The 20094-nt window shown below is 65.4% G+C and carries 21 protein-coding genes; 13 read left to right on the top strand and 8 right to left on the bottom strand.

The features are described 5' to 3' along the window. Positions 1–426 precede the first annotated feature (426 nt). Both rpsT and mutM read right to left on the bottom strand, forming a co-directional pair. Positions 427–690: a 30S ribosomal protein S20 gene (gene rpsT / locus AC3D24_RS20660; RefSeq protein WP_031394736.1), complete on the bottom strand. Its 264-nt coding sequence runs from the start codon at positions 688–690 to the stop codon at positions 427–429. A 94-nt stretch (positions 691–784) separates the two neighbouring features. Beyond that, positions 785–1600 carry a bifunctional DNA-formamidopyrimidine glycosylase/DNA-(apurinic or apyrimidinic site) lyase gene (gene mutM / locus AC3D24_RS20655; RefSeq protein ID WP_489032978.1) on the bottom strand — a complete coding sequence of 272 codons (816 nt, stop codon included), beginning with the start codon at positions 1598–1600 and terminating at the stop codon, positions 785–787. A 56-nt stretch (positions 1601–1656) separates the two neighbouring features. Between mutM and AC3D24_RS20650 the strand changes: the two genes are divergently transcribed. From AC3D24_RS20650 to AC3D24_RS20615, 8 genes are all read left to right on the top strand, one after another. After that, the gene (locus AC3D24_RS20650) at positions 1657–2421 is read left to right on the top strand and encodes a class I SAM-dependent methyltransferase (RefSeq protein WP_489032976.1); all 765 of its coding nucleotides are present in this window, start codon (positions 1657–1659) and stop codon (positions 2419–2421) included. A 235-nt stretch (positions 2422–2656) separates the two neighbouring features. Continuing rightward, entirely contained in the window at positions 2657–4189 is a 1533-nt protein-coding gene (ubiB, locus tag AC3D24_RS20645; RefSeq protein ID WP_489032975.1) for a 2-polyprenylphenol 6-hydroxylase, read from the top strand. 4 nt (positions 4190–4193) lie between these two features. After that, positions 4194–5339, top strand: coding sequence for a hypothetical protein (locus AC3D24_RS20640; RefSeq protein ID WP_489032973.1), 1146 nt, complete (start codon positions 4194–4196; stop codon positions 5337–5339). Positions 5340–5349: 10 nt separating this feature from the next. Continuing rightward, entirely contained in the window at positions 5350–6537 is a 1188-nt protein-coding gene (coaBC, locus tag AC3D24_RS20635) for a bifunctional phosphopantothenoylcysteine decarboxylase/phosphopantothenate--cysteine ligase CoaBC (RefSeq protein WP_489032971.1), read from the top strand. Beyond that, positions 6534–6971 (top strand): dUTP diphosphatase, encoded by a 438-nt coding sequence (gene dut / locus AC3D24_RS20630; protein ID WP_489032969.1) that lies wholly within the window; start codon positions 6534–6536, stop codon positions 6969–6971. Before coaBC ends, dut begins: the two co-directional genes overlap by 4 nt. After that, complete coding sequence (locus tag AC3D24_RS20625; RefSeq protein WP_489032967.1) at positions 6968–7375, top strand: hypothetical protein; 408 nt, start codon at positions 6968–6970, stop codon at positions 7373–7375. The genes dut and AC3D24_RS20625 overlap by 4 nt, the downstream gene beginning before the upstream one ends. Continuing rightward, positions 7372–8136, top strand: coding sequence for a HesA/MoeB/ThiF family protein (locus AC3D24_RS20620; RefSeq protein WP_489032965.1), 765 nt, complete (start codon positions 7372–7374; stop codon positions 8134–8136). Before AC3D24_RS20625 ends, AC3D24_RS20620 begins: the two co-directional genes overlap by 4 nt. A gap of 103 nt (positions 8137–8239) precedes the next feature. After that, a complete protein-coding gene (locus tag AC3D24_RS20615) occupies positions 8240–9640 on the top strand; it encodes a sugar transferase (protein ID WP_489032963.1) in 1401 nt (466 codons plus the stop codon). A 25-nt stretch (positions 9641–9665) separates the two neighbouring features. Here AC3D24_RS20615 and galU read toward each other — a convergent pair whose 3' ends face one another. Next, positions 9666–10538 (bottom strand): UTP--glucose-1-phosphate uridylyltransferase GalU, encoded by an 873-nt coding sequence (galU, locus tag AC3D24_RS20610; protein WP_489032961.1) that lies wholly within the window; start codon positions 10536–10538, stop codon positions 9666–9668. A gap of 111 nt (positions 10539–10649) precedes the next feature. On the opposite strand from galU, the gene wecB reads away from it, so the two are divergent. Continuing rightward, positions 10650–11792 carry a non-hydrolyzing UDP-N-acetylglucosamine 2-epimerase gene (gene wecB / locus AC3D24_RS20605; RefSeq protein WP_489032960.1) on the top strand — a complete coding sequence of 381 codons (1143 nt, stop codon included), beginning with the start codon at positions 10650–10652 and terminating at the stop codon, positions 11790–11792. Further along, positions 11782–13059, top strand: coding sequence for a UDP-N-acetyl-D-mannosamine dehydrogenase (wecC, locus tag AC3D24_RS20600; RefSeq protein ID WP_489032959.1), 1278 nt, complete (start codon positions 11782–11784; stop codon positions 13057–13059). Before wecB ends, wecC begins: the two co-directional genes overlap by 11 nt. Before the next feature lie 22 nt (positions 13060–13081). Here the strand turns inward: wecC and AC3D24_RS20595 are convergent, their stop codons facing one another. Then, positions 13082–14068 carry a PDZ domain-containing protein gene (locus tag AC3D24_RS20595; RefSeq protein ID WP_489032958.1) on the bottom strand — a complete coding sequence of 329 codons (987 nt, stop codon included), beginning with the start codon at positions 14066–14068 and terminating at the stop codon, positions 13082–13084. A gap of 165 nt (positions 14069–14233) precedes the next feature. Here AC3D24_RS20595 and AC3D24_RS20590 point away from each other — a divergent pair, with 165 nt between their 5' ends. Next, a complete protein-coding gene (locus AC3D24_RS20590; protein ID WP_489032957.1) occupies positions 14234–15016 on the top strand; it encodes a metallophosphoesterase family protein in 783 nt (260 codons plus the stop codon). Positions 15017–15216: 200 nt separating this feature from the next. Beyond that, entirely contained in the window at positions 15217–15462 is a 246-nt protein-coding gene (locus AC3D24_RS20585; protein WP_489032955.1) for a hypothetical protein, read from the top strand. 462 nt (positions 15463–15924) lie between these two features. Here AC3D24_RS20585 and AC3D24_RS20580 read toward each other — a convergent pair whose 3' ends face one another. Beyond that, complete coding sequence (locus AC3D24_RS20580; protein WP_489032953.1) at positions 15925–16500, bottom strand: FKBP-type peptidyl-prolyl cis-trans isomerase; 576 nt, start codon at positions 16498–16500, stop codon at positions 15925–15927. 143 nt (positions 16501–16643) lie between these two features. Continuing rightward, on the bottom strand, positions 16644–16850 hold the full coding sequence (gene rpsU, locus AC3D24_RS20575) for a 30S ribosomal protein S21 (protein WP_055878578.1): 207 nt from the start codon (positions 16848–16850) through the stop codon (positions 16644–16646). A 211-nt stretch (positions 16851–17061) separates the two neighbouring features. Between rpsU and cysS the strand changes: the two genes are divergently transcribed. Next, on the top strand, positions 17062–18486 hold the full coding sequence (cysS, locus tag AC3D24_RS20570) for a cysteine--tRNA ligase (protein WP_489032951.1): 1425 nt from the start codon (positions 17062–17064) through the stop codon (positions 18484–18486). Positions 18487–18490: 4 nt separating this feature from the next. Here the strand turns inward: cysS and AC3D24_RS20565 are convergent, their stop codons facing one another. Beyond that, entirely contained in the window at positions 18491–19432 is a 942-nt protein-coding gene (locus AC3D24_RS20565; protein ID WP_489033266.1) for a DUF979 domain-containing protein, read from the bottom strand. Between the two features lie 8 nt (positions 19433–19440). Then, positions 19441–20091, bottom strand: coding sequence for a DUF969 domain-containing protein (locus AC3D24_RS20560; protein ID WP_489032950.1), 651 nt, complete (start codon positions 20089–20091; stop codon positions 19441–19443). Between the last annotated feature and the right edge of the window lie 3 nt (positions 20092–20094).

Here is a 20094-nt window from a genome sequence, read left to right as displayed (position 1 = left end):
GCGCACGCTTCTCCGACCCCGCGCGACGCATCGCGCTGGTGATATAGTCCCGACAGAAAATGGTCCCCCCGACGACCCCAAGGGTCATCCGGCATCTTCGCCCTGTATGTTTGATGCAGCGGTGGAAACCACCGTCGCTGTGAGCCCCGTTATGAAGCGATCGACGATCCGGGCAAGACCCCGACGCGTCACATTTTCGAAATAAAGCGGCTTGACTTGAGCAAGCCGCGGAAATGCGTCGATATTTTTATAAGTTGCTGTGTTTACGCATTTTTTGCGAATTAAGCCATTCGGTGACTTGACTTCGGGCCACTCGAATCGCGGGGAATCCGTGGGTTACGGATCGCGTTGGTTGGTTCCCTTCGCAGACGCAAAAAACCCGCCGGGAATGCCCGGCGGGTGATCTACTCGGCAATCGCGGATCGCTTATGCGAGTCCGGTCACGGCCTTGGTCAGACGCGCGAACTTGCGGCTCGCGGTGTTCTTGTGAAGCACGCCCTTGGCGACGCCACGCTGCAGCTCAGGCTGTGCGGCCGCGAGTGCGGTGGTCGCTGCGCCCTTGTCGCCCGAAGCCAGTGCGGCCTCGACCTTCTTGATGAAGGTACGGATACGGCCGACGCGGTTGCCGTTCACTTCCGCGCGACGGTCGTTGCGACGGATACGCTTTTTCGCCTGCGGCGTGTTCGCCATGAAGCCCTCTGGATGTTCGAATGAATAAAAAGGGGCGCCGGATTGCTCCTACGCCCTCTCGAAGCCGCGGCCCTACTCACTTTGCGTTAGATCGTCAACCGCGTTGACACTTCGGACACCAGAAGGTCGAGCGCCCACCCTCCGTCCGCCGCTTCACGGTAGCGCCGCATTCGCACGCCTCGCCTTCGCGCCCATAGACGCGCCATTGCTTGGAGAAATAGCCGAGCTCGCCGTCCGGCCGCACGTAATCACGCAGCGAAGACCCACCGGCCAGGATCGCCGCGGTCAGAACGGTCCGAATCGCCTCGACGAGTCGTTCGAGTCGAAACAGCGAGATCCGCCCCGCCGCGCGTGACGGCGCGATCTTCGCCATGTGCAGCGCCTCGCACACATAGATGTTGCCGAGACCCGCGACGATTCGCTGGTCGAGCAGCATCGCCTTGATCGACGCCCCCCGCCCTCCCAGCGCCTCCAGCAGATACGCCGCGGTCAGGTCGGGCCCGAGCGGCTCCGGCCCCATGCTAAGAAACGGCGGGTAGTTGGCGATATCGTCGGTCGCCCAAAGATCGAGAAAGCCGAATCGTCGCGGATCGTTGAGCGCGACCGTCCGCCCCGCCGCCGTCCCGATCAGCAGGTGATCGTGCGGCAGGAGTTCGCTCGGATCGACTCGCCAGCGGCCCGACATGCCGAGATGGAAGACGAGCGTGTCGCCGCGATCGGTATCGATCAGGCCGTATTTCGCACGCCGTCCAAGCGTCGTCACAGTCGCCCCCGTCATCCGCTGGCGCAGGTCGACCGGGATCGCTTTCCGCAAGTCGGCACGGCGCGGCTCGACCGAGGTCAGGCGCTGGCCCTTCAGCACGGGTTCGAGCCCGCGCACGGTGGTTTCGACTTCTGGTAATTCTGGCACGCTTTGCAGCTAGGTTGCGTTTGCTCGCGCCACAAGGCGCGGCTAGAGCGCAGGATATGAACGACTTGATCGCGCCCGCGCCCGCACTCACGCCCGATACCGTCTCCTTCGGCTACGAAGACATCCCCGCCACCGAGAAGACCGCCCGCGTCGGCGGCGTCTTCTCGAACGTCGCATCGAAATACGATCTGATGAACGATGCGATGTCGGGCGGCATGCACCGGCTGTGGAAGGACCGCTTCGTCCGCCGCGTGAAGCCGCGCGAAGGCGAGCAGATCCTCGACATGGCGGGCGGCACCGGCGACATCGCCTTCCGCATGGAGCCGTCGGGCGCCTCGATCACGGTCGCCGACATCAACCCGCAGATGCTCGAAGTCGGCATGCAGCGCGCCCAGAAGCGCGGGATCGACGGCCTGGTCTGGACCGAAGCGAACGCCGAGACGCTGACCTTCCCCGACAAGTTCTTCGACGCGTACACCATCGCGTTCGGCATCCGGAACGTGACGGATATCCCGAAGGCGCTCCGCGAGGCGCACCGCGTCCTGCGCCGTGGCGGGCGGTTCTACTGCCTCGAATTCTCGACCACTGTCTGGCCGGGGTTCGCCGAGGTGTACGACGCCTATTCGCACAAGATGGTCCCGAAGCTCGGCCAGCTACTCGCGCAGGATGCCGACAGTTATCGCTATTTGATCGAATCGATCCGCCGCTTCCCCGACATGCCCAAGTTCAAGGGCATGATCGCGGATGCGGGCTTCGTGCAGACAAAGGTCGAGCCGTTGCTCGGCGGTTTGGTCGCGATTCACTCGGGTTGGAAGATCTAGTGATCACGCGAAGGCGCGAAGGCGCGAAGGGGTTTTCGCGCAGAGGCGCAGAGGACGCAGAGATGGCGCGCGCGCGGCAGCTTTCACTTCATGAACCACCAGTGATGAAAAGCCGCAGCTGCGGCGAAACGCAACACCTCCGCGTCTCCGCGCCTCTGCGCGAACCATTTCTACCTTCTCTTCGCGCCTTCGCGCCTTCGCGTGAACCAAACTTGTCTTACGGCACCAACCACAAGTGACCGCCTCGACCACCCACGTCTGGCGCCTCCTCAAATGGGGTCGCATCCTCGCTCGCCACGGCGCATTGCGCGGCATCGAGCGCGACCCGAACACGCCCGCCCCCGTTCGCCGGCTCGCACGAATCGCGCGGTTCGGCGCACGCGTTCCGGCAGTCCCGCGCTACGCCGATGCGTTCCAGGCGATCGGACCCGCGGCGATCAAGCTCGGCCAGACGCTTGCCACCCGTCCGGATCTCGTCGGCGAGGACGCCGCGCATGATCTGCTCAGGCTTCAGGACCAGCTCTCCCCCGTCCCCTATGCGACGATCGAGGCGGCGATGCTGGCGAGCTTCGGCAAGCCGCTTGAGACGTTGTTCTCGCGCATCGAGCAGGTCCCGGTCGGCGCAGCATCGATCGCGCAGGTCCATCGCGCCGTCACCACCGATGGCCGCCAGGTCGCGGTGAAAGTGCTACGCCCCGGCGTCGAGGACGATTTCGCGCGCGCGATCGACACGTACAGCTGGGCCGCCGCGCAACTCGAGGCGCTCAGCCCCGAAGCGATGCGCCTGCGCCCACGCCTGACGATCGAGACGTTCAAGCGCTGGACGCTGCGCGAACTGAACTTCCGCCGCGAAGCTGCGTCGGCCTCCGAACTCGCCGAAGGCATGACCGCCGAGCCCGATTTCGTCATCCCCGCGATCGACTGGGCGCGCTCGACCGCCAAGGTTATGACGATCGAGTGGATCGACGGCATCAAGTTGTCGGATCGCCCCGCGCTCGTCGCCGCCGGCTACGACCTCCCCGGCCTCGCCAACACGCTCGTCCGCGCGTTCCTGCGCCAGGCGATCGCCGACGGGTTCTTCCATGCCGACATGCACCAGGGAAACCTGTTCGCGCTCCCCGGCAACCGCATTGCGGCGATCGATTTCGGCATCATGGGCCGGATCGACCGTCGCGCGCGCGTCTGGCTGGCCGAGATCCTCTATGGTCTCATCACCGGCAATTATAAGCGCGTCGCCGAGATCCACTTCGAGGCAGGCTATGTCCCCGCGCACCATGACGTCGCAGAGTTCGCGACCGCGTTGCGCGCTGTCGGCGAGCCGATGCGCGGGCTGCCGGTCAAGGACATGTCGATCGGCATGATGCTCGACAGCCTGTTCTCGATCACGCGCGATTTCGACATGGTGACGCAGCCGCACCTGCTGCTGCTCCAGAAGACGATGGTGATGGTCGAGGGCGTCGCGACCAGCCTCAACCCCGACATCAACCTGTGGGAAGCCGCCGAACCGTTCGTCCGCGACTGGATCCGCGGCGAACTCGGCCCCGAGGCGATGATCGCCGACCGGCTGATCGCCGACTTCCAGACGCTGACGAGGCTTCCGGAACTCGTCCGCCGGATCGAAGCGCATTACCCCGCCCCCGGTGGTGCACCGCCAACGATGCCGCTGCGCGAGATCGAAGTGATCCGGATCGGCGGCGGCTGGCGCTATGGTCTGGTCGCGGTGCTCGCAGCGGCGGCGGGGATCGCGGCGACACTGGTCTTCGGCTGATCGCATGAGGACGCGTCCGGGCGCTCCTATATGGCTGGTCGGCCCGACCCGGTTCGCCGGGATGCCGAGCACCCAGGCGAGGATCGGCCTCGTGCTGTTCGGGTTGCTGCTCGCCGCCTGCCTGGCCGTGCTTGGCTCGCCTGGCCCGCGCCCCAGCGCCGGATCGGGTTCGGCGCCGAACGTCGCCGCAGCAGACGCAGCGCCCCCCGGGCAAACCGACCTGATCCTGTACCAGACGATCGTCGCCGGAGTGCGCAGCGGTTCGCCTTATTACAGCGTCGCCGCCGAGACGCAGCGGATGGGGCATTATCCGCTGCGACCGTTCTTCGCGGTCCGCCTCCCGACCCTCGCGGTGATCCAGGCCGCGCTGCCGCCATTACTCGTGAACTTTATACTGTTGCTCCTGTGCGTCGCCACGATCATCGCCTGGGTAACCCGGCTTCGTCGGGTGACCACCGGCCTCATCCCGCTGGGCGTCGCCGGATTGATGGCGATCGCCGGCCTCTACGTACATCTGGACCCGAGTTTTGCCGTGTTCCATGAGGTGTGGGCGGGGCCGCTGATCGCGCTGTCGCTGGCGCTGCGCCGTCCCGGCCACTGGCTCTCAGCGGTCGCGTTCGGGCTGTCGGCGATGTTGATCTGCGAGACCGCGCTTCTATACGTGGCGATCATGGCGATCTTTGCCTGGATCGAGGGCGAACGCCGCGAGACTCTCGGTTGGCTCGGTGCGATCCTGGTCTTCGCCGCCGTCCTCGCGGTCCACGCGCACGCCGTTGCCTTGGTGACCGGCCCGCTCGACCGTGTCTCCCAGGGCTGGAGCGGGCTCGAAGGCTTCGGCTTCTATGTGAAGCTCGCGACGATCTTGTCCGGCCTAGATATCGTGCCGCAGTGGCTCGCGTCGCTGGTCCTCGGTACGTCGCTGTTCGGTTGGCTCGCCTGGCGCGATACCACCGCGACACGCGCCCTCGTCATGTTCGCCGCCTATGCCGCGCTGATCTCGCTGCTCGCACGCAGCGACAATTTCTACTGGGCGCTGATCACCACGCCGGTGCTGCTCGTTGGGATTGTGTTCGCCGTCGATGGACTGCGCGACATGATCGCCGCCGCGCGCGACACGCGCCGCATTACGGTGACGCGCGTAATCCGCTAGAGATGTCGTCATGAAGCGCATTCTCCTGATCGTCGGCGGCGGTATCGCGGCCTACAAGGCGGCCGAACTCATCCGCTTGCTGAAGAAGCGCGGCCACGCCGTACGCTGCGTGATGACCGAGGCGGCGCACCATTTCGTCACGCCGATGACGCTAGCCGCGCTCAGCGAGGACAAGGTCTATACCACCCTGTGGGACCTGAAGGACGAGGCTGAGATGGGCCATATCCAGCTCAGCCGCCAGGCCGACCTGATCGTCGTCGCGCCCGCCACCGCCGACCTCCTCGCGCGCATGGCCGGCGGTCTCGCGAACGATCTCGCGACCACGCTGCTGCTCGCTACCGACAAGCCGGTCCTCGTCGTCCCTGCGATGAACGTCCGGATGTGGAGCCACCCCGCGACCGTCCGCAACGTCGCCCAGATCCGTGCCGACGGCACAACGGTGATGCAGCCCGACGAGGGGCCTATGGCGTGCGGCGAATACGGCCCCGGCCGCCTGCCCGAACCAGGCGAGATCCTCGTCGCGATCGAGGCGATGCTGACCCCCGCCCCGCCGGGGCGACTAACGGGCCGCCATATACTGGTCACCGCCGGCCCGACGCACGAGCCGATCGACCCGGTCCGCTACATCGCCAACCGTTCGTCCGGCATCCAGGGTTTCGCGATCGCCGATGCGTTGGCGAAGTTGGGCGCCCGCGTGACGCTGGTCGCCGGTCCGGTATCGTTACCCACGCCCCCTGCAGTCGACCGCATCGACGTCGAAACCGCACGCGAGATGGCCGACGCGGTCGCGAACGCGCTGCCCGCCGATGCCGCGGTCATGGTTGCGGCCGTAGCCGACTGGCACGTCGATGCCGCCCCGCAGAAGATCAAGAAGGGCGATGCCGCACCGACTCTGACGCTGTCCGAGAATCCCGATATCCTGGCGACGCTCGCGCGCAGTTCGCACCGCCCGCGCCTGCTGGTCGGCTTCGCCGCGGAGACCGAGCGCGTCATCGAGCACGCCACCGCCAAGCGCCTGCGTAAACAGGTCGACTGGATCGTCGCCAACGACGTGTCCGGCGACGTCATGGGCGGCGCGAACAATAGCGTCCACCTCGTCACCGAAGCCGGCGTCGAGAGTTGGGAACGCCTGCCCAAGGCGGGTGTCGCGGCACGACTGGCGGAACGCATCGCCGATGCGCTAGAACGGCGTCCATGATTCGTATCGAACTCAAACGCTTGCCGCATGGCGAGGGCTTGCCGTTGCCCGCCTACGCATCGGAAGGCGCGGCCGGTATGGATGTCGTCGCCGCCGAAGCACTCACGCTCGCGCCCGGCGACCGGGCCGCCGTCGCGACCGGCTTCGCCATCGCGGTTCCCGCCGGCCACGAAGTCCAGGTTCGTCCGCGCTCGGGCCTCGCGTTCAAATACGGCGTCACCTGCCTCAACACGCCGGGCACGATCGACAGCGACTATCGCGGCGAAGTGAAAGTGATTCTTGCCAATCTGGGGCGCGAACCGTTCGAGATCGCGCGGGGCGACCGCATCGCGCAACTGGTCCCCGCGGTCGTGCTGCGTGCGGCGCTCGCTGAAGTCGATATGCTCGACGATACCGTACGCGGCGCGGGCGGGTTTGGGTCGACTGGCCGATGATCGCCGCCTTTCTACTCGCGCTCCAGGCCGTCACGCCGCCGGTCGTCATGGTACCGGCGCCCGCTCGCGTCTCGCTGCCACCGCAGGACTGGAGCACCCTGGCCCCGCTGCCGCTCCGCAGGCCGGCGCCCACCTCTGCCTATGTCCGGGACGAGGTTCAGGCGGGAAGGTGCGACAAGGCGGTCCGCACCGCACAGGGCTGGAGCCTGACCGTCGACCTCGCCGTGCTGACCACGCCAGACGGTCGCATGCGCCGGGTCACGCCGCGCGCGATCGATTGCCCGACGGTCGAGCAATATGCGGCGGGCGTCATCCTGGGATCGGCGCGCCAGGCGCTCGACGTACCTGACGCTGAAACCGACACCTGGTACCGGACCAGCCTGACCTTCGCGTGGGGCGGATGACGCTCTCCGACGACGAACTGGCGCGGTATGCGCGGCACATCGTTCTGAAGGAGGTCGGCGGCGCGGGTCAGCTGCGGTTGAAGGCCGCGACCGTCGCGATCGTCGGGGCCGGCGGGATCGGCTCGCCCGCGATCCAGTATCTCGGTGCCGCCGGGGTTGGCCGGCTGATCCTGATCGACGACGATCTGGTCGAGCCGTCCAACCTGCAGCGCCAGACGATCTTTACGACGGCAGACACCGGCGTCGGCAAGGTCGATGCAGCCGCCGCAGCGGTACGGCGCATCAACCCACACGTGAACGTGACGGTCCATCGCACGCGGGTAGACGCGAACAACGCCGCCGATCTGCTTGCCGACGCCAATGTGGTGCTCGACGGATGCGACAATTTCGCGACCCGGTTCTGCGTTGCCGACGCAGCGCATAACTTGCGGCTACCGCTGGTCTCGGCCGCAATTGGCCAGTTCGAAGGCCAACTCGCAACCTATCGTGGCTGGGAAGTCGACAAACCTTGCTATCGCTGTTTCGTCGGCGAGGATCCCGAACGCGCGGAAACAAGTTGCGCGGAGGACGGCGTGCTCGGCCCCGTCACCGGCGTACTCGGTAGCTTGGCCGCGCTTGAAGTGTTGCGCGCGATCACACCGTTTGGTGATGATCAAGCGGGGAAATTGTTGCTTGTCGACCTGCTAGCATTACGTTTTCGTACGATTCGCCTACCCAAGGATCCAGGATGTAGCGGCTGCAGTGGAACGAAAACTCGCTAGCGATCGGCAATCGCTAGTAAATAGTTATTCTTCCGAATGGATCCATTTCGGGGTACAGATTCCCGCAAGGGGGACTCTACATGCGTCCAAAACATCGATGAACATGCAGTTCGGACGGAATAGCCTGACTTCGGCATCTGCCGCAGCCAAGAAGCCTGCGCGGTCGTGGCAGCCGAGCGCGCATACCCTCCGTACGCGTTTGTTCTTTGGGATCACGATACTCGATGCCGGCTGTATATTCGTCAGCTATCTAGCCGCGGCTGGTCTGCGTGGTACGTTCTTTACCGACAGCGACTGGATCGTGATCTTGGCCGTACTGATCCCGGCCTTCCTGATCACCGCCCTGAACAATGGCAGCTATGCCCCGAACAACCTTCAGGATCCGTTTCGGGCGATCGCGCGGGGCGTGCATGCTTATGCACTCGCTATTCTCGGGGTCATCTTCATCGCGTTCTGTTTGAAGGCGAGCAATACGTTTCCGCGGCTCGTCGTGGCGATGGGATCGGTGTTCGCCATCGTCCTGCTGGCGGCCTGCCGCTACGTCCTCGTCAAGCACATGCACGCCATCGTCGGCGGCAACCCGTTCAGCATCGTGCTCCTATATGATCCGGGCCAGCCGATCCCGAGCGGAGAGTTCTCGGTGGTCATCGCGTCGGACGCCTATTTCAATCCCGATCATCATGACCCGGTGATGTACGATCGGCTGGCGCAATCGCTGTCGACCGCGGACCGCGTCATCGTCGCCTGCTGTCCCGAACGTCGCCTCGCCTGGGCCCAGGCACTCAAGGGCGCGAATATTCAGAGCGAGATCTTCATGCCGGAGCTCGACGCGCTCGCGCCGCTCGGCATCAGTTCGCACGCGCGGACGCCGACCGTGATCATCGCCAATGGCCCCTTGATGCTGTTCGATCGTTTCGTGAAGCGCGCGTTCGACATGGCTCTGGCTGGCGGTGCGCTCGTGATATTGGCACCGATGTTCGCCGTCGTCGCGGTAATGGTGAAACTGGATTCTCACGGCCCGATCTTCTTTCGCCAGGTGCGGATCGGTCGTGGCAACCAGATGTTCCGGATGATGAAGTTCCGCAGCATGCGCGTCGAGGGATCCGATGGCGCGGGTGAGCGATCTACATCGCGCGACGACGACCGGATCACGAGGGTCGGCAAGTTCATCCGCAGCACCAGCGTCGACGAATTGCCACAATTGCTGAACGTAATCCGCGGCGACATGAGCATCGTTGGGCCCCGCCCGCATGCGCTCGGCTCGCGAGCTGCAGACAAACTCTTCTGGGAAGTCGATCAGCGCTATTGGCATCGCCATGCCGCCAAGCCCGGTTTGACAGGACTGGCGCAGATCCGCGGGTACCGAGGTGCGACGATTTTCGAGGACGATCTGCGCAACCGCCTTCAGGCCGATCTCGAATATCTCGAGAACTGGTCGATCTGGCGCGACATCAAGATCATCGTCCTGACGTTCCGCGTTCTGCTGCACCGGAACGCTTTCTAGCGCTCCGGTGCGGACAATACCCCAATCAGTTTCCCAATAATCCCTTGGCGAATTCGCGAACCACCGGCCCGATATCGTCGCGGGCCAGTGCGATCGCCAGATTAGCCTGGATATACCCGGCCTTGTCGCCGCAGTCATAGCGCTGACCGTCGAAGGTGAACCCGTGGAACGGCTGGTTGCCGATCAACTGCGCCATCGCGTCGGTCAGCTGGATTTCACCGCCCGCGCCCTTTTCCTGAGTTTCCAAGATGCGCATCACTTCGGGCTGAAGGATATAGCGCCCCGGGATCATCAGGTTCGATGGCGCGGTGCCGCGCTTCGGCTTTTCGACAAGTGCCGTAACCTCGGTCAGTCTGCCGTCGGTCGCGCCAGGCGAGATGATGCCGTATTTGTCGGTTTCCGAATCCGGCACTTCGAGCGCACCGATCACGTTGCCGCCGACCGTGTTATACGCTTCGACCATCTGCTTCAGGAACCCCGGCTCTCCGACCATCAACTCGTCGGGCAACAGCACCGCAAACGGCTCGTCGCCGACGATTTCGCGCGCGCACCAAACGGCGTGACCGAGACCCAGAGGCTCCTGCTGGCGAACATAGACAGGCGAACCCGGCTTCATGCGGATATGGCTGATCGCGTCGAGCGACTTGCCGCGCGACCGCATGGTATCCTCAAGCTCGTAGGAGATATCGAAATGATCCTCGAGCGACCCCTTGTTACGCCCGGTTACAAAGATGATCTGCTCGATCCCCGCCTCGAGTGCCTCTTCGACGGCGTACTGGATCAGCGGCTTGTCGACGACCGTCAGCATTTCCTTCGGCATCGCCTTGGTAGCCGGGAGGAACCGCGTCCCGAGCCCTGCCACGGGGAACACAGCCTTGCGCAGCGGCTTTATCGTCATTGGTAGCTCCCTGTGATCGTGTCGCGCCGTTTATCGGTACGCGAACGTAGGCGCAAATCGGTCGCGCCTCTTTAGCGCGTCATTAAGCGCGTTGCGGTAGATGAGTTCCATATGAGTTCCATGCAAAAAATTCTCGTCATTTTCGGTACGCGGCCCGAAGCGATCAAGCTCTTTCCGGTGATCCGTGCGCTCGGCGCGGTTCCCGGGCTCGTCGTGCGGACCTGCGTCACCGCGCAGCATCGCGGACTGCTGGATCAGGTGCTTGCGATCGCGGACCTTTCTCCGGACATCGATCTCGACCTGATGGAGCCCGGCCAGACGCTCGACCGGCTGACCGCGCGGCTGCTGACCGGTCTCGGCGAGGTCATGGATGCGGAAAAGCCGGACATCGTCATGGTGCAGGGGGACACCGCCACTGCAATGACCGGCGCACTTGCAGCGTATTATCGCAAGATTCCGGTCGCGCATGTCGAGGCGGGTTTGCGCTCCGGCGACATCTACCAACCCTGGCCGGAGGAAGTGAACCGGCGAATCGTCGCACCGATCGCCGCGTATCACTTCGCCCCGACCGAAACCGCGGCGGAGGCGCTGCGCCGCGAGACGATCGCGCCGGGCATGATCCACGTCACCGGCAACACCGTGATCGACGCGCTGCACTGGACGGTCGACCGGGTCGCCGCGGATCCGTCGCTCGCCGCCGGGCTCGATGCCATCGCCGCGCGGTTCGCCGGACGAAAGATCATTCTGGTCACCACGCACCGCCGCGAGAATTTCGGCGACGGCATGGCCTCGATCGCGCGCGCGATCGGGCGGATCGCGGAGCGTGACGACGTCGCGGTGCTGTTCCCCGTGCACCCCAACCCCAACGTCGTCGCAGTCATGGACGACATCCTCGGCGCGCGAGACAACGTCGCGCGGATCGAGCCTCTCGATTATCCGCACTTCGTCCGCGCGCTGGGCCTAGCCGAGATCGTCCTCACCGATTCGGGCGGCGTGCAGGAGGAGGCGCCGGCGCTGGGCAAGCCGGTACTGGTCATGCGCGAGACGACCGAGCGCCCCGAAGGCGTCGAGGCCGGCACCGCCAAGCTGATCGGAACCGACGAGGACCGCATCGTTTCCGAAATATTCACGCTGCTGGATGACAAGTCTGCTTATGCGGCAATGGCCCGCGCGCACAATCCGTTCGGAGACGGCCACGCCGCGGGCCGTATTGCCGAAATCATCGCGAAGGGACTCGTCGCGCATGCTGTCTGATACTGAACTGAACGTCGTCGTCATGGGGCTCGGCTATATCGGCCTGCCCACCGCTGCCGTGATCGCGCGTACCGGCGCGCGCGTGCTCGGGGTCGACGTGACCGAATCGGTGGTCGGGACGGTCAATTCGGGCCGTGTGCATATCGAGGAGGTCGACCTCGACGGCCTCGTCTCGGGCGTGGTGGCACGTGGCACGCTGCGCGCGTCGACGACAATCGAGCCGGCCGACGTGTTCGTCATCGCCGTACCGACGCCGTTCGACGACGATCATGCGCCCAATATCGGCTATGTCCTGAAGGCCGCGACGACGATCGCAACCGTGCTCAAGACCGGCGACACGATCATCCTCGAATCGACCTCGCCGGTCGGCACCACCGAGCAGGTCCGCGATCTGCTGGCGACCTTGCGTCCGGATCTGCGGGTGCCCGGCCGCGCGGGTGAACAGGCCGACATCGCCATCGCCTATTGCCCGGAACGAGTCCTGCCCGGCCGCATCCTCGTCGAACTGATCGACAACGACCGCGTCATCGGCGGCATCACCCCGCGGTGCGCGCGGAAAGCCCTCACTTTTTACCGCCGTTTTGTCCGCGGTGCCTGCGTCACCACCACCGCGCGCGCGGCTGAGATGACCAAGCTGACCGAGAACGCGTTTCGCGACGTCAACATCGCGTTCGCCAACGAGCTGTCGCTGATCGCCGATACGATGGGCGTCGACGTGTGGGAGGTGATCCGCCTCGCCAATCGCCATCCGCGCGTGAACATCCTCCAGCCCGGCCCCGGCGTCGGCGGGCATTGCATCGCGGTCGATCCGTGGTTCCTGGTCCATGCCGCGCCCGATCAGACCCCACTGATCCGCACTGCCCGCGAAGTGAACGACGGCAAGACCGACCACGTCATCGCGCAGGTCGCGGCGCTGGTCGAGTCGATGCCGGGCGCCCCGGTCGCGTGCCTGGGCCTCGCGTTCAAGGCGAACATCGACGATTTCCGCGAGAGCCCCGCGTTGAAAGTCGCCGAAGCCGTCGCGCGGCGGTTCGGCGACCGGGTTCGGATCGTCGAGCCCTACGCCAACGCCCTCCCCGCGGTGCTGGCGGATACCGGCGCGGTGCTGGTCGACGTCGATACCGCAATCGAGACCTGCCCGATCATGGTCGTGCTGGTCGACCACGACGTGTTCAAGTCGATCCCGCTAGAGGAACGCATCGACAAGGCCGTGCTCGACACGCGCGGGATCTGGCCGGATCAGCCGCGCCCCACAGCGGTCGGCTAGCGCGGTCGGCCAGCACAACCGGCTAGCGTAACGGCACGTCGCGGGACGCCAGGATCGGCGGGACGATCGGGCGCGCTGGCGTGGCGGCGATCGCCTTCGCCGCCGCCTCCAGCACGTCCGCGCGCGCTTTCGACGAGGCGTGCGTGCGACTGCGGAACAGCCCGCCGTCGATCTCGCCACCCTTCTCGCGCCAGAATTCAGGCGCCGATTCCGGATCATAGCCGGCATTGGCCAGCAGGTAGATGCCGAGCAGGTCCGCGTCGTCCTCGGTCTGGCGAATCAACCGACCGTTGCGCCCGAGTTCGGCCAGCATCCCCCGACTGACATGTGCGGCATCGAGCCGGGCGCGGTGGCGGAGCACATTATGCGCCAGTTCGTGCGCCACGACGACGGCGATCTCCGCGTCGGTGAAGGTCTCGAAGAACCGCTCGCCGACCTGGACGACCGATCCGTCGGCGCTGGCGTCGAGACCACTGCCAAGCAGGATCTCGAAACGCGACCGGCACCCCGTGACCGGCTGGACGGTGATCGGCAGGCGGCGTCCGACTCGCAGCACGGTCAGTCGCAACGGTTTGCCGACTGCGGAGCCGGCGATGGTCGCCTCGGCCGCATCCCGGTCCGAGGCGGCCTCGGCGGCGCCGGGCTTTGGCAAGCCAGGCTGGGCGACATCGCCGATCGCGACCAGCGAATCATTAGGCCGGATGCCGGCGCGCTCCGCGGGGGCACCCGGAACGACCGCCTCGACGCCGATCATCGATTCGAATCCGAACGCCGTCGACGCCGCCGGTCGTGCGGCCGGACCGTATTGCGTCAGGGCGTGGATCGGCATCCCGATCTGCGGCTGGCGTCGGTCGCAAAGCGCGGCATTCCCGGTCGTCAATCGGTAGGCGATCGTCGCCAGCCTGAGATCGGCAGCGCGGAGAGCTTCGAAGAATGCAGGCGGGGGTGGCGCGTCCTTGGCGGGCGCCGCCGCGGTCAGCAGGATCAGGGGCAGCAGGCGTCGGATCATTGTCATCGCGGTACGATAGCCGCGGCGTGGGCGCGCGTCATGCAGGCAACCGTCGTACCGCCATCATATCGGCGTACGCGCGTTGCGACCCACCGCGTTACGCCGTATGCGACCGCCTCTCGCGTCATGGCCGGTTCATCCTGCCCCCTTCACATCGATCGCATCATGATTTCCAAGCTTTTCAAGTCACGTAGCAACGCCAAGACGAGCCTTGCCACCATCCCCGAAGGACAGCGCGTCTACGCCGTCGGCGACATCCATGGCTGTGCCGATCTGCTCGACTCCCTCATCGGGCTGATCGACGCCGACGACGCCGCGCGTGGTCCTGCGCAGACGACACTGATCTTCCTCGGCGATATCGTCGATCGTGGCCCCGGTTCGGCGGCGGTGGTCGAGCGGTTGCGCAAGCTGGCGGCGACGCGCCCGTCGGTTCGCTTCCTGCTTGGCAATCACGAGGAGATATTTCTCGGCGCGCTGGACGGCGAACCCAAGGCGCTTCGCCTGTTCTGCCGAATCGGCGGGCGTGAGACCATCCTCAGCTACGGGATGGAGGCGTCCGAATATGAGCGGCTCGACTATGAGGAGCTGGTCCACCGCCTGGCCGATCTGGTCCCCGCCGAGCATCGCAGCTTCATCGACGGGTTCGAGGACATGGTCATGATCGGCGATTATGCGTTCGTCCATGCCGGCGTACGTCCCGACATGCCGCTCGACCGGCAGCGCACCGCCGACCTGCGCTGGATTCGCGATCCGTTCCTCGATCACCGGACCAAGCTCGAAAAGACCATCGTCCACGGCCATACGATGAGCGAAGAAATCGAGCAACGCGGTCACCGGATCGGCATCGACACCGGTGCATATGCTTCGGGGCGACTCACTGCCCTGGGTCTGGAGGGAACCGAAATCTGGAATCTCCAGACCAGCGGTGCGGCGGCGCAACCTGCCTAGCACGTATCGGTGAAAATTCACGGTGCCGCGCAAATCAGCCACTTCTCGCCGCGGCGTGCATCGCTATAACAGCATGGCGGCAGCTGTGTGTTGCACTGCCGCAACAGTGTAGAATGCTTCTGCACTGGCTTAGACACCTCGGTTGCCTTGTGGCTGGTTTCATGCCAGTGATAAGTTGACGAGCACAAAGGGAGTTCATCATGCGTCTTGGGAAGTATCTCCTGACCGCAGCAGCAGCCACGATGGCAGTTGCTCCGGCCATGGCAGCACCGGTTAATTCGGCAGCTAACCTGTCGGTTTCGAAGTCGGTTCGCACCGGTTCGGCATCGGCAAAGAAGAACGAGCTTGCTGGCGGCGGCATCATCGTTGCGGTTCTCGCAGCAGCTGCAGTTGTCGCGGGCATCGTCATCGTTGCTGACAACGACGACGATTCGGACAGCAACTAAGTCTAACGACTTTGTTGAGGAAATAGCGGCCCTCGGGCCGCTATTTTTTTGCCTACCGTTGATGAGGCAATGAACGGTGAGAATGCGCTGCCCGGACGCGGCTTGAGATGCTCTACTCCCCTGCCGCGCGACAGGCAGGCTCCAACCGGAAATGCTTATAGGGAAGCGAGCGACGGCCAAGATATGGGACGGTGTCGGGGTACGCTCGACGCCCGCCGTCGGGTTGTCTCGGGTACGCTTACGGCTAGCCGACCCGCGACCGACGACGCAGAGTCGTCACGCCACCGAATGACCGGCACAACGCCGTGAGGGCGAACTAGTCGGATCGGCAAAATAGCGCGATCTGGCTAGTTCACCCCACGGCGTCGAGCCAGCTCAGTCCAATGGTAGGCAGCAGAGTCGGTGCAATGGCATGTGGCTCGACCCCGACGCCGAACGGGGCGACATAGGCCGCCCGGAAGATCAAGGCTGGGCGGGAACTGCGCCCGGCGCGCCCGGCGCACCGGCGGGACCGCCACGTTGCATCTGGGCCTGGGCCTGCATCTGCTGGACGACGCTCTGCGGCAGGAAGTCGAGCAACTCGACGTCGAACACGAGCGTCGAATTGGCGGGGATCGGCCCCGTTGCCTTGTCGCCATAACCGAGCGCCGGCTTCAGCCAGAAGCGATACTTCGCACCCTTGGGCATCAGCTTCAGCGCTTCAGAGAAGCCCGGAACCACGCCCGTCACCGGCATCGGCGTCGGCTGCTGCGACTTGTCGAAGGTCGTGCCGTTGAGCAGCTTACCTTCGTAGTTCACCAGTGCGACGTCCGCATCGGTCGGCTTGGCAGCGCCAGGCTTGCCCGGCGCCAGCACCTTGTACTGCAGACCCGAGGCCGTCACGACCACACCCCGCGCGCGGGCGTTGCGCGCGAGGGGATCGTCGCCCTGTCGCGCGAGCGCAACCGCAGCGACCAGCGCCAGCATGATGCCGACCCAGAGATAGACGAGGTAGCTGCGCTTGGTGGGCTGCAGCGGCACTGCGGTGACGGTCGACATCGGATCAGGCCCCGGTCATGTGGTCACGCCGGAGCGCCGCGCGTGCCGTTGAGAATCAGCGTATAAATCGGCACGGGACCGTCGGTCGACGGCCCCGGTCAAATGGATCCGGCGCTCGATCGCGAACGCCGGATCGGGTAGTCTTACCGTGCGCCGTCGCGCTCGGCGCGCTTGCGGTCGAGCTTGCGCGAGCGACGGATCGCTGCTGCGCGCTCGCGCGCGCGCTTCTCGGACGGCTTCTCGTAGTGCCGGCGCAACTTCATCTCGCGATACACGCCTTCGCGCTGCAGCTTCTTCTTGAGCGCGCGAAGGGCCTGGTCGACGTTGTTGTCGCGTACGATGATCTGCATAAACCCGTTTAGCTCCGGTCGAATAGATTTAGCCGTCGCGAACGTGTCCGCGCCGTATGAACGGGGGGCCCTATCAGCGTGTGGCTGCGGTTTCAAGCCAAACCAGCCGAGCAACGCCGGGCGTCGCGCCGAGACCGTCGTTCGACGCCAATGACCCTACGCTGCACGCGCCCCCTTTGCCGACACGCGCGCGCCTCGCTAAGAGCCGCCTATGACTTCCACGCTCACGCTATACAATAGTCTCACGCGCACGCTCGAGACGTTCCGACCGATCGATCCGACCGATGTCGGCATCTATTCGTGCGGTCCGACGGTCTACAATTACGCGCATATCGGTAACCTGCGCGCGTATGTGTTCACCGATACGCTCAGCCGCGTGCTGACGTGGAAGGGCTATCCGCTCACCCACATCATCAACATCACCGATGTCGGGCATTTGACGTCGGACGCAGACGTCGGCGACGACAAGATGGAGGCGGCGGCGCGCGCGAGCGGCCAGGATATCTGGGCAATTGCCAAGCATTACACCGACGCCTTCAAACAGAACCTCGTCGACCTCAACATCCGCGCGCCTAGCAGATTCCCGCTCGCGACGGATCACATCGCCGAGATGATCGCGTTTGCCGAGGCGATCGCCGAGCGGCATTGCTACATGCTCGCCGACGGCTTGTATTTCGATACGACGACGGTGCCCGATTATGGTCGCCTCGCACGGTCGCAGGATGACGCGGGCGAAAGCCGGATCGATCCGGTCGAGGGCAAGCGCAACCTGCAGGATTTCGCGATCTGGCGCACGTCCGCACCGGGCGACAACCGGCAGATGGAATGGGATTCGCCCTGGGGTCGCGGCGCGCCCGGCTGGCATCTCGAATGCTCGGTGATGAGCAAGAAATATCTCGGTGCGACGTTCGACATCCATACCGGCGGGATCGATCACCGCGAGATCCACCACCCGAACGAGATCGCGCAGAACCAGGCGCATTGCGAGTGCGGCGATACCGGTGCGACAATATGGATGCACAACAACTTCCTGGTCGAGCGCTCGGGCAAGATGTCGAAATCGGGTGGCGCATTCACCACGCTGCAGACTCTAATCGACCGCGGTTTCCACCCGCTCGCCTACCGCCTGATGTGCCTGCAGGCGCAGTATCGCAGCGAACTGGAGTTCTCTTGGGAGAACCTCGCGGCGGCCCAGACGCGGCTGAAGCGGCTAGCGATAACGGTCGACGCCTTGCGCCAGCGCCCGGCGGGTGGACCGTCGGGGAGCGCCCTCGGCTACCGTGACCGGCTCGACGCAGCGGTGTCCGACGATCTGTCCACGCCGCGCGCGTTGCCGATCCTGGACGAGATGCTCGGCGACAAGCGGGTTGCGCCGGCGGATCGGCTGGATGCGCTGATCGATTTCGATGCGGTGCTGGGACTCGACTTGGCGACGATCCGCCGCGAGGATCTGCGCGTCCGCCCGGCCGATGCGAAACTGGACGAGGCTACGATCGACGCGCGGCTCGAGGAACGGCGGGCGGCGCGCGCAGCGAAGGATTTCCCGCGCTCCGATGCGATTCGCGACGAGTTGGCGGCGGCGGGTATCGAGGTCATGGACGGCGATCCGCTCGGCTGGGACTGGAAGCTCGGCTGACCGCTTAGCGGAAGCCGAGCCAGTAGAGCAGACCGATATTGACCGCGAGCAACGGCAGCGCGGTCGGCACCTGCGCGCGGATCACGGCGTTCTTGTCCTTCAACTCGAGCAGCGCGGCGGGGACGAGATTGAAGTTCGCCGCCATCGGCGTCATCAGCGTGCCGCAGAACCCGCTGAGCATACCGATCGCCGCGACCACCGCGGGGTCGCCGCCATAGTGGCGCACAAGCAGCGGGATGCCGATCGCCGCGGCCATCACCGGGAACGCGGCGAACGCATTGCCCATGATCATCGTAAACAGCGCCATGCCGAGCGTGTAGGCAAGCACCGCGCCGATCAGGCTGCCCTCGGGGATCGCGTGGCCGGCGAGTTTGCCAACGACGTCGCCTACGCCGGCGAGCGCGAAGACCGCTCCCAGGCTGGCCAGCATCTGGGGGAGGACGGCGGCCCAGCCGATCGCGTCCATCAGCCTGACACCTTCGGCGAGCGGCGTGGCGATGCGGGGCCGGAACCAGAGGTGCATGGCGATGAGCGCGATCAGGACGCCACAGGTCAGCGCGACGAGCGTCGCCTGTTTGGGGTCGACGAGGCTGGGGACGGCGCGGAACAGGACGGTGCCGCCCAGGGCTGCGGCTGGGATGATTAGCGCGGGCAGGAATATCCGGTTGCCGAGCCTTGCTGCTTCGGCGCGGCGCTCGTCGAGTGTGGTCGTGGCACGCCCGCCCCGCCCCATCGCGCCCGATCCGGCGATGGCGACCAGCGCCAGGACGAGCACGCCGTTACCGATATCGCCAAGCCGCCCCCCGAGCAGGAAGCTGATCGCCAGCACCGCGTAGAACGCCGCGTTGCCAAAGCGCTTCGGGTTGGCGCGGTCGGTCGCGCTCAGCCCCGCGAACGCCGCGAACATCACGCCCGCAACGCCGTAGATGAAGCCGGTGCCGATCATGCCGATCATCAACCGCGCGCCAGTCGGCGGTCGAGCAGCCAGAGGCGGAAGCCGTGGATCACGAACGCGGCGATCGCGGTGGGGATCGCCCACATCGAGAGGTGGAGCGGCTGGATGACGATGCCGTAGCCCTCCAAGATGCCCTTCATCAGCAGGATCGATCCGATCGCGATGAAGATGTCTTCGCCGAAGAAGAGCCCGATATTGTCGGTTGCCGCTGCCATCGCCGGGATGCGGTCGCCGCCCGGCGGAAGGCCCTGCCCTTCGGCAGCGGCTTCGGCCATCGGTGCGACCAGCGGGCGGACGCTCTGCGCTGCTCCTGCAATCGAGATCAGGCCGAGCGCCGCGGTGAGCTGGCGGAACAGGAGGTAGCCGGTGAGGAAGCGTCCGACGGTCGCGCCCTTCAGCTTGGTGATCGCAAGGCGGGCGCGTTCCTGCAGGCCGTGGCGTTCGAGCATGCCGATCACTGGCAGCACGATGTAGACGACCGTGACGTAGCGGTTCTCGTTGAACGCCTTGCCGAACGCGGCGAGGATCGCGAGCGGCGCAAGTCCAGCGGCGAGGCCGGTTACGAGCGCGGATACCGCGACGACGAGCAGCGGATTGAACCGGAGCAGGAAGCCCGCGACGATCACCGCGATGCCGCAAAGGACCAGCATGCC

The sequence above is a fragment of the Sphingomonas sp. SL1004 genome (assembly GCF_057815015.1).
Note: the sequence above shows the minus strand (reverse complement) of the source record. Positions and strands in the feature narration are given on the sequence as shown.